Below are 13,183 nucleotides of genomic sequence, written 5' to 3' on the forward strand. Positions count from 1 at the left end.
CTGTATGAGCCCCCTCTCGATCGCCGGGCCCCGTCATTTCGGCGGCTCCGCGCCGTAGGAGATTGTCTGAGTGCCCGACTGCTGGAGCGTTGTGGCTCGTCGCGCAGTTCCCCGCGCCCCTTCGGGGCGCACCCGCCCCGGCTGGTCGCGTCCGCGCGGCGGAGCCGCGTATCAGACGCAGCCCCGCGCCCCTTTGGGTGTTTCAGCGTTTGGCGACGAAGACGTGGGCGGCTACTTCGGTGCCGAGTTCGGCGGCCTCGCCGCTGCTGCCCACCTGGACGCCGCCGGCGGAGCCCGCGTTGACGCTGACGACGGCGCCCGGCTGCACACCGGCACGCCGCAGCGTGTACATCAGCTGGGCGTCCATCTGGATGGGCTCGCCGATCCTGCGGACCACGACGGTCTTGCCGTCGCCGCCGGTCTCCACGTCGTTCAGGCTGACCAGGCCGTCGTCCAGGAACGGGTCGGCCTCCGCCTTCTCGCCCAGCTCCTCCAGGCCCGGGATCGGGTTGCCGTAGGGCGACTCGGTGGGGTGCCGCAGCAGGTCGAGCACGCGGCGCTCGACCGCCTCGCTCATCACGTGCTCCCAGCGGCACGCCTCCGCGTGCACCTGCTCCCACTCCAGGCCGATGACGTCGACCAGCAGACACTCGGCCAGCCGGTGCTTGCGCATCACGCGCGTGGCCAGCTGCCTGCCCTCCTCCGTCAGCTCCAGATGGCGGTCCCCGGCGACCGTCACCAGCCCGTCCCGCTCCATCCGGGCCACGGTCTGGCTGACCGTCGGACCGCTCTGGTCCAGGCGCTCGGCGATGCGGGCACGCATCGGGACCACACCTTCCTCTTCAAGCTCCAGGATGGTGCGGAGATACATCTCCGTGGTGTCGATGAGTCCTGACATTGCGTAGCCCCTAGTCAGCTCGTGCGGTGGCCCTCAAGCAATTCTGACGCATCACACTGACAACCGCGCCGTCCCGGCCGTCAACCGGTATCGGCGGCGGGCGCCCACCGGTTGACAGGGGAATGGTCCAGACCTCACCGTGAGCGCCGTACTACGGAACGGAACCGACCGGACGGTATGGAACGGAAACGAGAGGGCGCGATGGGCGAGCAGGCCGAGACGGCGGCGAAGGCGGAGAAGGCGGAGAAGGCGGAGAACGCGGAAACAGCCGAGAAGACGCCTGCCGAGGGATTCTTCGACGCGGCCGTCGCGCTGCTGGAGCAGGTCAGGGACGGCGAGGCGGCGGCGATCGAGGCGGCGGGCAAGCTGCTCGCGGAGACGGTCAGCGAGGGCGGCCGGATCTTCGCCTTCGGCGCCGGGCACTCCTCCCTCCCGGCCCAGGACACCGTCTACCGGGCGGGCGGGCTCGCGGTGATGAACCTCCTCAACGTCCCCGGCGCCGTCGGGGTGGACGTCCGCCCGGCGACGATGGGCAGCGCGCTGGAGCGGGTCTCCGGACTGGCGGCGGCCGCGCTCGACTCCAGTCCCGCGCGGGCGGGCGACGCGCTGATCGTCATCTCCCTCTCGGGCCGCAACACGCTCCCCGTGGAGCTGGCCCTCCACGCGCGGGAACTCGGACTGAAGGTCATCGGCGTCACCTCGGTCGCGTACGCGCAGCAGACCAGCTCCCGGCACACCACCGGCACCTTCCTCAAGGACCACTGCGACATCGTCATCGACAGCCGTATCGCCGTCGGCGACGCCGAGCTGACCGCCGAGGGCGTCGGAGCCCCGTTCGCGCCCGCCTCGACGGTGGTGGCCAGCGCGGTGATGCAGGGGATCGTCGCCACCGCGACCGTCGAACTGGCCCGCCGGGGCGTCGAGCCGCCGATGCTGCGCTCGGCGAACGTGGACGGCGGGCACGACTGGAACGCGCACGTCATGGACGCGTACGCGGACCGGATCTTCTATCGCTGAAGCCACTGACCGGTCACGGCTGCTCCTTCTCCAGTGCCTCCCCCAGCGCGACCGACAGATCAGCCGCCGCCGCGACCTGGGCGGCGATCTGCTCCGCGTAGTCCGCGTCCTCCCGGTCGAAGGGGCGGCGCCCCGCGTCCCGGAGGAAGGTGACGACGCCGAGTGAGCGGCCCCGGCAGCGCAGCACCGTGCACAGCCCGTGCACGGTGCCCTGCGGCCACTTGCGGGCCCGCGCCCACTCCGTGGCGTCCGGCCCGCGCTGTTCGCCGCTGCTGGCGCGTACGGAGGTGCAGCGCTGGTACGCCTGCAGTGCGGGATGGCCCTCCGCGTAGGCGACGGGGATGCCGCTGGCGGTGCCCGGCTCGATGAACGGCGGCCGGCCCCGTTCGACGGCGGGGGCCAGCGCGGCCCGCACCAGCCGCGGGTCGCGGGGCGGCAGCGCGTCCAGCGAGGCGTCCCTGGTGCGGGACGGCTCGGGGCCGGGCTCCACCGCCAGGTCCAGCAGCGCGTGGTCGGCGAACCCGGCGAGGGCGAACTCCAGGTGGAGGCCGGCGGCCTCCATCGGGTCGGCGCACTCCGCGGCGGCGCGCGCCGCGCGGTGCAGCTGACCGGCGCGGAAGCGGAGCCTGGCGGCCTCCCGCTCGGCGAGCTTCTCCGCCGTGACGTCCTGGAAGAGCCAGGCCACTCCCAGCGGAACGGGCTCCTCGGCCAGCGGCGAGGCGAGCCGCAGAAAGCCGCTGCGCCAGCAGCGGCGGCGCGCCGAGTCGGCGGAACCGGCGGAGTCGGCCGCGGATTCGGCCCCGGCCCCCTCGGCACCCGCCGCTGCGCGGTCCGCTCCGGCCCGCGCTGCACCGCTCGCCTCCGCGGCGCTGCGGCCCGCGGTCGTACGGTCGCTCTGCCGGCGCAGCGTCACCCACAGCTCGGCGGGCGCGGGCGGCGCTCCCTCCCCGAGCACGTGCTGGAGTGCGCCCTCCAGCTCCTCCATGCCCTGCTCCAGCAGCTCGCCCAGCGGGCGGCCGAGCATGCTGGCGCGGGCGGGGACGCGGAAGGCGCGGGCCGCGTACGCGTTGGCGACGGTGGGCCGCAGATCGGCGTCGACCAGGACGACGCCCCAGGAAGCCTCCTCCAGCAGTGCCTCGCTCAGCGCGATGCAGCGCTCCAGGTCGATCTGTGCGTGCACTTCGCTGAAGGCGCAGTAGACGCCCTTGGGGCGGCCGTCGGCGCTGCTGACACCCGAGGACTGGATACGCACCAGCACCCGGCCGCCGTCCTTGGTCAGCAGCGCGAACTCGTGGACCTGGCGGCCCGGCGAACGCATGGCGTCGAACAGCCGGCCTTCGACCTCCTCTGCGTCGGCGGGGCGCACCGCCCAGCCCGCCAGCCCCTTGCGGCCGACCGCCTCCTCCTGCGTCCAGCCCAGCATCCGCTCGGCCTCGCGGTTCCAGTGAGTGACCACACCGTCGGCGTCGAAGGCGCACAACGCGGCGTCCATGCCGTCGAGCAGTGCGGCGAGCAGGAGTTCGTCGTCGGGCCCGCCGTCGCCGTCCGAGGACGACGCGGAGTGAGTCTCGGATCGAGCCGCCACCTCGGCACCCCCTTGATGCTGTGCGCGTCTGTTGCCGTGCCCGTCGCTCAGCGCCACGACGTGTGTACGGATCATTCAACTCGAACGTGACGCACCCCACAGCGAGTTCCCCGAAATCGTTGTCGCCCCGAAATTCGTTTGCCGCTCTCCGGAGCCGTGCTTACGGTGTGGGGCACACAGGAAGGGAGGTGATCCGGCTGATGATCAATCACCGGACGTGTGAGGTGGCTGCGGCCTGAGGCCGACGCCACTAGCGTGACGCCGGTTCGCCGGCCAATCCACAGCAGTCACCCGGCCCGTGGGCTCGTCGGACTCGTCCGACCGACGCCGTCCGCCTGGGAGCATTCCCAGGCGGAGGGAGTCGCCCACGGGCCGTTTCCTGTGCGGCAGCCTCTTCAGGCAGGCGGGAGCCGCGCCTAAGGACAGAGCCGCTCGATCTCCCAGCCACCCGCCGCGAGGCGGTACCGCAGACGGTCGTGCAGCCGGTTCTCGCGGCCCTGCCAGAACTCGACCGTCTCGGGCCGCACCCGGTAGCCGCCCCACTGGGCGGGCGCCGGTACGTCCTCCCCCTCCGGATAGCGCTCCGCCAGCTGTGCGTACAGCCGGTCCAGCTCCTGCCTGGAGGCCACCCGTGAGGACTGCTCGCTCGCCCAGGCGCCGAGCTGCGAGCCGTGCGGGCGGGTACGGAAGTAGGCGGCCGTCTCGTCGCGGCCTGTGCGCTCAGCGGTGCCGGAGATGATCACCTGCCGGGCGATGCCGTGCCAGGGGAAGAGCAGCGAGACATACGGGTTCGCCTCGATCTCCCGTCCCTTGCGGGAGCCGTAGTTGGTGAAGAAGACGAAGCCGCGCTCGTCGTAGCGCTTGAGCAATACGGTGCGGGAGCTGGGACGGCCGCGTTCGTCGGCGGTGGAACAGACCATGGCGTTGGGCTCGTGCAGCCCACTGGCGGTCGCCTGCGCGAACCAGAGCGCGAACTGGGCGAACGGATCGGGAGCCAGCTCGCTCTCGCCGAGTCCTTCCTCCCGGTAGTGGGCGCGCATCGCGGCGGGGTCGAGAGTGGTCGAGGCCGTGGTGTCGGCGGCCATGGCGGCTGTGGCCGTGGTGTCGGTGGCGTCGGTTGCGGCAGCGTCGTCAACGTCATCAGCGTGAGGCACGCCGCTATCTTGCAGCATCGCCCCCGGCCGCGGTCGGACAGTCTGCCCGGTGGACACCCTCCGCACACCTGAGGGCCCGGAATCGGCCGCTGTGCCTCATCTCACCCTGCCGCGCAGCTGCCGGAACCGCCAGAATCCTGCCCCGAGAGCTGTGGCAGCCGGACACCAAGGGCTATCGTTGCCGCTCCGCCCGACAGCGTGCTCCATGCCACAGGCAGGAGAGCGTGACCAGCGACCGGGGCGGGCATGACCGAGGTGACGGCCGGTCCGTGAGCCGCGAGAAGCCGGCAGCGGAACCGTTCGCCGCACTCACACACCGGGCATGCGCGGCAGTGCCGCGGCATGCACAGCAGACCAGCTGCCCAGCGCAGCCCACGCCAGCAGGTCGTTCCGCCGTCAGCGCAGCTTTGACGGCGCTCTACGAGGGAGCCGCCAGATGTCCGACTTCGTACCCGGACTCGAGGGTGTCGTCGCGTTCGAGACGGAGATCGCCGAACCCGACAAGGAAGGCGGCTCGCTCCGCTACCGCGGCGTGGACATCGAGGACCTGGTCGGCAATGTGTCGTTCGGGAGCGTGTGGGGACTGCTCGTGGACGGCAGCTTCAACCCCGGCCTGCCGCCCGCCGAGCCGTTCCCCATCCCGGTGCACTCCGGGGACATCCGGGTCGACGTCCAGTCGGCACTCGCCATGCTCGCGCCCGTCTGGGGCCTCAAACCGCTGCTCGACATCGACGAGCAGACCGCCAGGGACGACCTGGCCCGGGCCGCCGTCATGGCCCTGTCGTACGTCGCGCAGTCCGCACGCGGCCAGGGGCTGCCGATGGTGCCGCAGAAGGAGATCGACAAGGCCGACACCGTGGTCGAGCGCTTCATGCGCCGCTGGCGCGGCGAGCCCGACCCCAAGCACGTGGCCGCCGTCGACGCCTACTGGACCTCCGCCGCCGAGCACGGCATGAACGCCTCCACCTTCACGGCCCGCGTCATCGCCTCCACGGGCGCGGATGTCGCGGCGTCGCTCTCCGGGGCGGTCGGCGCGATGTCGGGCCCGCTGCACGGCGGTGCACCCTCCCGCGTCCTCGGCATGATCGAGGAGATCGAGCGCACGGGTGACGCCGAGGCGTATGTGAAGCGCCAGCTGGACCGCGGCGAGCGGCTGATGGGCTTCGGCCACCGCGTCTACCGCGCCGAGGACCCGCGAGCGCGCGTACTGCGGCGTACGGCCAAGGAACTGGGTGCCCCGCGCTTCGAGGTCGCCGAGGCGCTGGAGAAGGCCGCCCTCGCCGAGCTGCGCGCCCGCCGTCCCGACCGGGTACTGGAGACCAACGTCGAGTTCTGGGCCGCCATCGTCCTCGACTTCGCCGAGGTCCCGGCGCACATGTTCACGTCCATGTTCACGTGTGCGCGGACCGCCGGCTGGTCGGCCCACGTTCTCGAGCAGAAGCGCACGGGACGGCTGGTGCGGCCTTCGGCCCGCTATGTGGGACCTGGCCCCCGCGACCCCCGCGAGGTGGACGGGCACGCGGGCTGAGCCCGAAACGCGCCGTCCCCGCCACCTGCTGCGGTGGCGGGGACGCTGGCGGTCAGTCCTTGTAGTACGGGGTGACCGAGACCGTGCCGTCCCCGTTCACCATGCAGGCGTAGCCCTCGATCAGCCCCGGCTTCTGCAGCGCGTCGCCGAACGCCTGGCAGTCCTTGATGGAGTTGCCGGGCACCACGAGGTCCCGGCCCTGATGAACCGCCGGAGCGGCCTGGGCCGCGCCGATCGCGACTCCCGAGAACGCCAGGAGACCGGCACCGACAACTGCTGCACGCTTCAACTTGCGCATGCTCTCCCTCTCGTCCGTGCACGCCGTCCCTCTGACCAACGACGTGCAAGTGATCGTCTTTCAGGGAGTTCGATGCCGGCCCGCACGCAAAAGTTCACACTGCCGCGCGCCTTTTCGGGCTCTACCTGGCCAACAGCCCGATGAAGGCCGACCACTGGTGGGACGGTACGGAGAGGACGGGGCCGCGCCGGTCCTTGGAGTCGCGGACGTGGACGGTAGCCACCTCCTGTGCGACCTCGACGCAGTTGCCGCCCCCCGATCCGCTGTAGCTGCTTTTGAACCACGGCAGCTCGTGGAGCCGGGCTGCCGCCTGCTCGTTCATCATCGCTCTCCTGCCAACTCTTCGATGAAGACAGCTGACTTCTCGACGTTCAGTGCCTGTGATCGCAGCTTGCCATACCGCAGGTCAAATGTGCTTACCTGCTTGGAATCGCTGACGACATGGCCGATGTCCTGCGCCTCGAAGTAGCCGTACCGCTGGTGCGCCGAGGTCTCCACGAGCACGAACCCGCCGTTGAGGCCAGTGTGGAAGCCGCGACCGATCGGCACGACCTGGACTGCCACGTTGCGGAGCTTGCCCATGGCCAGCAGGTGACGGTACTGCTCCTTCATCGTGTCCGGCCCGCCCAGCTCCTGGCGTAGCGCCGCCTCCCCGATCACGAAGGAGAAGTCCACCAGCGGGCTCTTGGTGAGGATCTTCTGCCTTGCCAGACGTGCGTCCAGGCTGTCCTCGATGGCGTCCTCGTCCAGCATGGGCACGTGCCCCTCGAACAGGGCGCGTGCGTACGCCTCCGTTTGCAACAGACCGGGCACCAGCAGCGGGTCGTAATCGAACCGGCTGACCGCCTCCATCTCCAACAGCACGAAGTCGCGGAAGAACGACGGCAGTTTGGCGAAGTCCACATCTTCCTGGAGGATTTCCAGGACGCCGGCCGCGTTCAGCGCCCGTTCGGCGGCCTCCGTGAGGGGAGCCTTGGCCGGACGGCGGCCCTGTTCGACGGAGGCGAGCTGTTCCGCCGAATAGCCAAGAATCGGGGCGAGCCCCTCCTGCGTATACCCCGCTTCTTTGCGGAACTTGGCCAGCAGCTTGCCGTAGCCGACCCAGATGCCGGGGCGGTCGTCCTCGCGTTTGCGCTGGCGGGCGGTGTCCGCCGTACGGGGCGAGGGGACGGCGCGGCCGTCCTTCTTGCGGTCGGGTGCCGCTCCGTTCTCGTTCGAGCTGGTCATACTCGTCACGTCCTTGTGCGCCCTCAATGGGGCTCCGCTTCAACGCCGTTCGCCGTGCTCAGGTCACGGCGTGCGGCCCGTACATCCCCGCGCAGGAGGCGTGCGTCGCCGTACGCATGGCCCAGGGACGCGCTCCTGACCTGGTCACAGTATTCGGGTAGCGGGACAGTCACGCTATGAATACGGAAATCCGGGAAATCCGCCGGCCCGAGCCACCCCGGGCGGTGGTGGGCACGTTTGTGGTGCAGCTCAGTTCCACCCGGCGCGGCGCACGGCTCGCGCGGCTGCTCGCGACCCAGTGGCTGGACGAGCGTGCGCTCCCGTACCGCAGCGCCGCCTCGCACAGCGCGGCGCTGATCGTGGCGGAGCTCGCGGCGAACGCCGTACGGCACTGCGGCAACATCGGCCGGGACTTCCGGCTGCACCTGGATCTGCGCGAGGGGGTGCTCCGGGTGGAGGTCACCGACGCCCGCGCGGACAAGCCCCTGCCGCCGGGTACACCACGGCTGCCGGGTGACGAGGAGGAGTCCGGGCGCGGACTGCTGCTGGTGGACGCCGTGGCGGATCGCTGGGGAGTACGGATGAATGACGCGGTCACCAAGACCCTTTGGGCCGAACTGAACCTTCCCGCGTGAACGGCGAGCGGCTAGCGGAGTTCCAGTGGGGGAAGGGTGGGGGCGTCCGGGGTGGTTGGCTGGGCCTCTGCTTGGGGGTCGTCGGCGAGGGAGTCGACGAGGGCATTGCCCGCGGTCGTCTCCACTGGGCGGAGGAAGCCGATGGTGACGTACAGGACGAGCGAGGTGAGGAGGGGGAGGCCGACGGTCATGGCCTGGGTGGCGTCCTCCACACCCCAGTAGAGGATCGACCAGACGGCGATGCCGCCGGCCCAGGAGGTGATGGCGGCGAGGGAGCCGTGGAGTTTGAACCAGGGGAGGAGGCCGAGCATCAGGGGGATGGAGATGGGGCCCATGGTGGCGGCGACGATGCTGACGACGACCGTCATGATGAAGCCGTCGGGGTCGGAGAAGAGGGCGAAGCCCATGCTGAGGGTGACGAACGCGACCGTGGTGATGCGTGCGAACAACAGCTGGCCGCGTTCGCCGAAGGTGCGTACGCGGCGCACCAGCACGGGGGCGAGGTCGCGGGTGATGACGGCGGTGATGACGTTGGAGTCCGAGGCGACCATGGCCATGGTGTGGGAGAAGAAGCCGGCCAGCAGCAGCCCGATCATGCCGCCGGGCAGCAGTTCCTGGGCGAGCTTGATGTAGGACTCCTCGCCGTTCTCGACGCCGGGCACGATCAGCGGCGCGGCGATCATCGGGATGAAGAGGATCAGCGGCCAGATCAGCCACAGCGCGCTGGAGAGCAGTGCGGACTTCTTCGCCCGGGAGCCGGAGGGCGCGGCCATGTAGCGCTGGGCGAGGTTCCACATGCCGCCGTTGTACTCGAAGGTTTTGACGAGGAGGAAGGCGAGGATCAGCGTGGTGGTGACGGGTCCTGCCACCGGGTCGCTGTGGCCGGACGGCAGGTCGCCCCACATCGTCCACAGCGTGGCGAGACCGTCCAGGTGTGCCATGACGGCCACCAGCATGGCGATGCCCGCGGCGAACTGGATGATGAACTGGCCGAAGTCGGTGAGGACATCGGCCCACAGCCCGCCGAAGGCCATGTAGATCATGGTGCAGACGCCGGTGAGGGTGATGCCCCAGGCCAGAGGGATGTCGGCGAAGCCCTGCAACAGGACGGCGATGGCGACCCACTTGGCGGCGATGTCCACGACCTTGAGCGCGGCGCCGCTGTAGGCGAGCACCTGCTGGGTGGGCAGGTTGTAGCGGACGGCCAGATATTCCAGCGGCGAGTTGACGCCGTGCTTGGCACGGAGCCGGTTCCAGCGGGGCGCGAAGAGGAAGGCCCCGATGCCGACGCCGATCCCGATGGTCAGCGGCCACCAGAAGTAGACGGTGACGCCGTAGTCGTAGGCGACGGCGGCGAAGGTGACGAACATGATGGCGCTGTAGCCGGACATGTGGTGCGAGATCCCCGACAGCCACCAGGGGATACGGCCGCGCGCGGTGAAGAAGTCCGCGACGTTGTCGACCCGGCGGGTCGCGTACAGGCCGATCGCCAGCATCACGAAGAAGTACGCGCCGACAACTCCCCAGTCCAGTCCGGACATGGCGGCTCCCTGGTTCGGTTCGCCCAATGATTCATGTGCATGAACACGTGCCAGATCGCTGAACGAGCGTCACCCTAGGAGTGGCCTATGGGAGCGTCAAGACTGCGGACAAGGGCGGACTGTGGAGGGAACGCGCAGCTGTGGTCCGTCAGTTCACATACATGTTGGCGACTCAGCCGTGCAGGGCGTTCTCCAGCAGCCGGGCCCACTGCGCCACGACCCGCTCGCGGCGCGCGCTGTCGTCGGTCAGCAGATTGGCGAGGCCGAGCCCGCGCGCCATGTCCAGCAGCCCCTGCACGGTCTCCCGGACGCCGGGCCGGCGCTCGTCGACGCCCAGCAGTTCGACCGCCATCCGGTGCGTCTCCCGTCCGATACGGGCCTCCAGCGCGGTCACCCGCGGGCCCAGCTGCGGCTCGTTGGACGCCGCGACCCACAGGTGCAGGGCGGCGCGGAAGAGCGGACCGGTGTACAGGCCGACCAGTGTCTCGACGGCGGCCCGTGCGGAGGCGGGCGTCGGCAGCTCGCGCAGGGCGCGTGAGCGCTCCTCCGCCACGTATTCGACCGCCGCCGTGAACAGGTCCTCGCGGGTGGGGAAGTGGTGCTGGGCGGCGCCGCGTGAGACGCCCGCGTGCTCGGCGACCACCGTGACGGTGCTGCCCGACCAGCCGTGCTCGGCCAGGCACGTCACCGCCGACTGCAGCAGGCGTTGCCGGGTGGCCCTGCTGCGGTCCTGCTTGGGCGCCGCACCGCGGGTGCTGCCTGCCGTCCGCTCGCCGCCCGTCCGCGGGTTCACCGCCCGGGCGCCTGCCGCACTGCCCATGAGGGCTCCCGTCGTTCGAGGAAGGCCGTCATGCCCTCGCGGGCCTCTTCCGACGCGAACAGCCGCGCCGACAGGTCAGCGAGGGTACCCGTGTCGCGGTCGAACGCCGCCAGCACCTCCCTGGTGACCAGCCGCTTCGACTCCGCGAGCCCCTGCGGGGAGCTTCGGCGCAGGCCGTCGAGCACGGGGACCAGTGCCTCGTCGGGGTCGTCGGCGGCCAGCGTCACCAGCCCGATCCGGGCCGCCTCCTCGGGGCCGAAGCGCTCGCCGGTGAGGTAGTAGCGCGCCATCGCGCGGGGGTCCGTGCGCGGCAGCACCGGCATCGAGATGACCGCCGGGGCGACGCCGATGCGGGCCTCCGTGAACGCGAACGTTGCGGCGGGTCCCGCGATGGAGATGTCGCACGCCGCCAGCAGTCCGGTGCCGCCCGCCCGGACGTGGCCCGTGACTTTGGCGACGACTGGTTTGGGGAAGGCGACGATGCGGCGTAGCAATTCTGCGAGGGCCAAGGCTTGCTCGGTGCCTTTTGCTTGCCCCGCAAGAGGGCTGCGCTTGCCCACCCTGCGCCTGGGGGTACCCCCTGCTCGAAGAGCTTGGGGGAGCAGACTGCCCAAGCGCAGCAGGGAGACGAGCCCCGTCAGGGGCGCGGGGAACTGCTCCCCCAGCCTCCGGCCGGGAGGTGCCCCCAGCAAGGACCACGCGCCCGCAGCCTGCGGACGTCGGGCAGGGGCAGCCTCCTGATCAGCGCTCATCCCGCTCATCCCACTCAAATCCGCCCCCGCGCAGAACGTGTTGCCCGTGTGGGTGAGGAGGACCGCCCGTACGTCACTGTCCGCCTCGGACCGCGCAAGCTCCTCGTACAGCTCGGCGACCAGTTGTGCGGAGAGGGCGTTGCGGTTGTGGGGGGAGTCGAGGGTGAGGGTGCGGATGGCGTGCTCGGTCCGGGTGGTGAGCATCAGTAGGACTTCGGGAGGCCGAGGGTCTGGTGGGAGACGTAGTTGAGGATCATCTCCCGGCTCACCGGGGCGATGCGGGCCACCCGTGACGCGGTGATCAGCGCCGCGAGCCCGTATTCGCGGGTGAGCCCGTTGCCGCCCAGCGTGTGCACCGACTGGTCGACAGCCCGCACGCACGCCTCGGCCGCCGCGTATTTGGCCATGTTCGCCGCCTCACCGGCTCCGGTGTCGTCCCCCGCGTCGTACAGCAGAGCCGCCTTCTGCGTCATCAGCCGCGCGCACTCCACCTCGATGTGGGCCTGCGCGAGCGGGTGCGCGATGGCCTGGTGGGTGCCGATGGGTTCCTGCCACACCTGCCGGGTACGGGCGTAGTCCGTGGCCCGGCCGATCGCGTGGCGCGCCATGCCGAGGGCGAACGCGGCCGTCATGATGCGTTCCGGGTTGAGCCCGGCGAAGAGCTGGAGCAGCCCCGCGTCCTCGTCGCCGACCAGCGCGTCGGCGGGCAGGCGTACCTCGTCCAGTACGAGCTCGAACTGCTTCTCGGGGGCGCTGATCTCCATGTCGATCGGGTTGCGCGAGAAGCCGCGTGCTTCGCGGGGGACGATGAACAGGCAGGGCTTCAGTCTGCCCGTACGGGCGTCCTCCGTGCGGCCCACGATCAAGGTCGCGTCCGCGATGTCGACGCCCGAGATGAAGACCTTGCGGCCGGTCAGCAGCCAATCCCCGGTGGCGGCGTCGCGGCGGGCCGTGGTGGTGATCCGGTGCGAGTTGGAGCCGGCGTCGGGCTCCGTGATGCCGAACGCCATCTTGCGGGTGCCGTCCGCAAGCCCGGGGAGCCAGGCGCGCTGCTGCTCCGTGGTGCCGAAGCGGGCTATGACCGTACCGCAGATCGCGGGCGAGACCACCAGCATGAGGAGGGGACAGCCGGCGGCGCCGAGTTCCTCCAGCACGATGGAGAGTTCCTGGATGCCGCAGCCGCCGCCTCCGTACTCGGCGGGGAGGTTGACGCCGAGATAGCCGAGCTGTGCGGCTTCGGCCCACAGTGCGTCCGTGTGCTTGCCCTCGCGCACCACCTCCGCGAAGTATTCACGGCCGTAGCGGCTGCCGAGGGCGGCCACCGATGCGCGCAGTTCTTTGTGTTCGTCGGTTTCGCCGGTCTCGATGAGGGCTGTCATTCCTCTCCCCTTCCGGTTGGGGTGACGACCGCAAGAACGGCGCCGACTTCGACCTGCTGTCCCACGACGACGTGCAAGGCGGCGACCCTCCCGTCCGCTGGGGCCGCCACGCGGTGCTCCATCTTCATCGCCTCCAGCCACAACAAGGGCTGGCCCGCGACCACTTCGGCCCCCTCCGCGATGCCCTCCGCCACCCGCACCACCGTGCCCGGCATCGGGGCGAGCAGCGATCCGGGCGCGGCGGCGGCCTCGGGCTCCGCGAGCCGGGGCCGGGCCGTGAAGCCATGGCGCCCGGCGAAGACCCGGTCGCCGTGGACCTGGGCCCCGTAGACCTGGCCCCCGTGGCCCC

Annotated in this window: 14 protein-coding genes; 3 read left to right on the forward strand and 11 right to left on the reverse strand. The window is 70.8% G+C overall.

Going from position 1 to position 13,183, the window contains the following annotated elements; translation table 11 throughout:
• Positions 1 to 202: 202 nt before the first annotated feature.
• The gene (locus ITI46_RS29265) at positions 203 to 898 is read right to left on the reverse strand and encodes an iron-dependent transcriptional repressor DtxR (RefSeq protein ID WP_209242938.1); all 696 of its coding nucleotides are present in this window, start codon (positions 896 to 898) and stop codon (positions 203 to 205) included.
• A 177-nt stretch (positions 899 to 1,075) separates the two neighbouring features.
• On the opposite strand from ITI46_RS29265, the gene ITI46_RS29270 reads away from it, so the two are divergent.
• Complete coding sequence (locus ITI46_RS29270) at positions 1,076 to 1,915, forward strand: SIS domain-containing protein (protein ID WP_247746777.1); 840 nt, start codon at positions 1,076 to 1,078, stop codon at positions 1,913 to 1,915.
• A 13-nt stretch (positions 1,916 to 1,928) separates the two neighbouring features.
• Here ITI46_RS29270 and ITI46_RS29275 read toward each other — a convergent pair whose 3' ends face one another.
• Together ITI46_RS29275 and pdxH are read right to left on the reverse strand one after the other, a co-directional pair.
• Positions 1,929 to 3,575 (reverse strand): PAS domain-containing protein, encoded by a 1,647-nt coding sequence (locus ITI46_RS29275; RefSeq protein WP_209242939.1) that lies wholly within the window; start codon positions 3,573 to 3,575, stop codon positions 1,929 to 1,931.
• Positions 3,576 to 3,916: 341 nt separating this feature from the next.
• Positions 3,917 to 4,540: a pyridoxamine 5'-phosphate oxidase gene (gene pdxH / locus ITI46_RS29280; protein WP_209242949.1), complete on the reverse strand. Its 624-nt coding sequence runs from the start codon at positions 4,538 to 4,540 to the stop codon at positions 3,917 to 3,919.
• 550 nt (positions 4,541 to 5,090) lie between these two features.
• Here pdxH and ITI46_RS29285 point away from each other — a divergent pair.
• A complete protein-coding gene (locus tag ITI46_RS29285) occupies positions 5,091 to 6,182 on the forward strand; it encodes a citrate synthase 2 (RefSeq protein WP_209242940.1) in 1,092 nt (363 codons plus the stop codon).
• Between the two features lie 52 nt (positions 6,183 to 6,234).
• Here the strand turns inward: ITI46_RS29285 and ITI46_RS29290 are convergent, their stop codons facing one another.
• From ITI46_RS29290 to ITI46_RS29300, 3 genes are all read right to left on the reverse strand, one after another.
• A complete protein-coding gene (locus ITI46_RS29290; protein ID WP_209242941.1) occupies positions 6,235 to 6,480 on the reverse strand; it encodes a hypothetical protein in 246 nt (81 codons plus the stop codon).
• Positions 6,481 to 6,601: 121 nt separating this feature from the next.
• Positions 6,602 to 6,805: a DUF397 domain-containing protein gene (locus tag ITI46_RS29295; RefSeq protein WP_209242942.1), complete on the reverse strand. Its 204-nt coding sequence runs from the start codon at positions 6,803 to 6,805 to the stop codon at positions 6,602 to 6,604.
• Complete coding sequence (locus ITI46_RS29300; protein ID WP_209242943.1) at positions 6,802 to 7,707, reverse strand: helix-turn-helix domain-containing protein; 906 nt, start codon at positions 7,705 to 7,707, stop codon at positions 6,802 to 6,804. The genes ITI46_RS29295 and ITI46_RS29300 overlap by 4 nt, the downstream gene beginning before the upstream one ends.
• A gap of 176 nt (positions 7,708 to 7,883) precedes the next feature.
• Between ITI46_RS29300 and ITI46_RS29305 the strand changes: the two genes are divergently transcribed.
• Positions 7,884 to 8,342, forward strand: a complete 459-nt coding sequence (locus ITI46_RS29305; protein ID WP_209242944.1) for an ATP-binding protein — start codon at positions 7,884 to 7,886, stop codon at positions 8,340 to 8,342.
• Positions 8,343 to 8,353: 11 nt separating this feature from the next.
• On the opposite strand, the gene ITI46_RS29310 is transcribed toward ITI46_RS29305, so the two are convergent.
• From ITI46_RS29310 to ITI46_RS29335, 5 genes are all read right to left on the reverse strand, one after another.
• Positions 8,354 to 9,883, reverse strand: coding sequence for a sodium:solute symporter family protein (locus ITI46_RS29310; RefSeq protein WP_209242945.1), 1,530 nt, complete (start codon positions 9,881 to 9,883; stop codon positions 8,354 to 8,356).
• 172 nt (positions 9,884 to 10,055) lie between these two features.
• Positions 10,056 to 10,703 (reverse strand): TetR/AcrR family transcriptional regulator, encoded by a 648-nt coding sequence (locus ITI46_RS29315; RefSeq protein WP_247746778.1) that lies wholly within the window; start codon positions 10,701 to 10,703, stop codon positions 10,056 to 10,058.
• Entirely contained in the window at positions 10,673 to 11,659 is a 987-nt protein-coding gene (locus ITI46_RS35190) for an enoyl-CoA hydratase-related protein (protein WP_247746779.1), read from the reverse strand. The genes ITI46_RS29315 and ITI46_RS35190 overlap by 31 nt, the downstream gene beginning before the upstream one ends.
• Complete coding sequence (locus ITI46_RS29330) at positions 11,659 to 12,834, reverse strand: acyl-CoA dehydrogenase family protein (RefSeq protein ID WP_209242946.1); 1,176 nt, start codon at positions 12,832 to 12,834, stop codon at positions 11,659 to 11,661. The genes ITI46_RS35190 and ITI46_RS29330 overlap by 1 nt, the downstream gene beginning before the upstream one ends.
• Positions 12,831 to 13,183, reverse strand: a 353-nt coding sequence (locus ITI46_RS29335) for an acyl-CoA carboxylase biotin carboxyl carrier protein subunit (RefSeq protein WP_209242947.1), incomplete at its 5' end; no start/stop codon positions are given. The genes ITI46_RS29335 and ITI46_RS29330, both read right to left, overlap by 4 nt.

The sequence above is a fragment of the Streptomyces oryzae genome (assembly GCF_017676365.1).
GTDB lineage: Bacteria > Actinomycetota > Actinomycetes > Streptomycetales > Streptomycetaceae > Streptomyces > Streptomyces oryzae.

Excerpts from the sequence above, each read along its gene's own strand:
- ITI46_RS29265 (WP_209242938.1), bottom strand. The coding sequence starts at position 898 with ATGTCAGGACTCATCGACACCACGGAGATGTATCTCCGCACCATCCTG.
- ITI46_RS29270 (WP_247746777.1), top strand. The coding sequence starts at position 1,076 with ATGGAACGGAAACGAGAGGGCGCGATGGGCGAGCAGGCCGAGACGGCG.
- ITI46_RS29275 (WP_209242939.1), bottom strand. The coding sequence starts at position 3,575 with ATGATCCGTACACACGTCGTGGCGCTGAGCGACGGGCACGGCAACAGA.
- pdxH (WP_209242949.1), bottom strand. The coding sequence starts at position 4,540 with ATGCGCGCCCACTACCGGGAGGAAGGACTCGGCGAGAGCGAGCTGGCT.
- ITI46_RS29285 (WP_209242940.1), top strand. The coding sequence starts at position 5,091 with ATGTCCGACTTCGTACCCGGACTCGAGGGTGTCGTCGCGTTCGAGACG.
- ITI46_RS29290 (WP_209242941.1), bottom strand. The coding sequence starts at position 6,480 with ATGCGCAAGTTGAAGCGTGCAGCAGTTGTCGGTGCCGGTCTCCTGGCG.
- ITI46_RS29295 (WP_209242942.1), bottom strand. The coding sequence starts at position 6,805 with ATGATGAACGAGCAGGCGGCAGCCCGGCTCCACGAGCTGCCGTGGTTC.
- ITI46_RS29300 (WP_209242943.1), bottom strand. The coding sequence starts at position 7,707 with ATGACCAGCTCGAACGAGAACGGAGCGGCACCCGACCGCAAGAAGGAC.
- ITI46_RS29305 (WP_209242944.1), top strand. The coding sequence starts at position 7,884 with ATGAATACGGAAATCCGGGAAATCCGCCGGCCCGAGCCACCCCGGGCG.
- ITI46_RS29310 (WP_209242945.1), bottom strand. The coding sequence starts at position 9,883 with ATGTCCGGACTGGACTGGGGAGTTGTCGGCGCGTACTTCTTCGTGATG.
- ITI46_RS29315 (WP_247746778.1), bottom strand. The coding sequence starts at position 10,703 with ATGGGCAGTGCGGCAGGCGCCCGGGCGGTGAACCCGCGGACGGGCGGC.
- ITI46_RS35190 (WP_247746779.1), bottom strand. The coding sequence starts at position 11,659 with ATGCTCACCACCCGGACCGAGCACGCCATCCGCACCCTCACCCTCGAC.
- ITI46_RS29330 (WP_209242946.1), bottom strand. The coding sequence starts at position 12,834 with ATGACAGCCCTCATCGAGACCGGCGAAACCGACGAACACAAAGAACTG.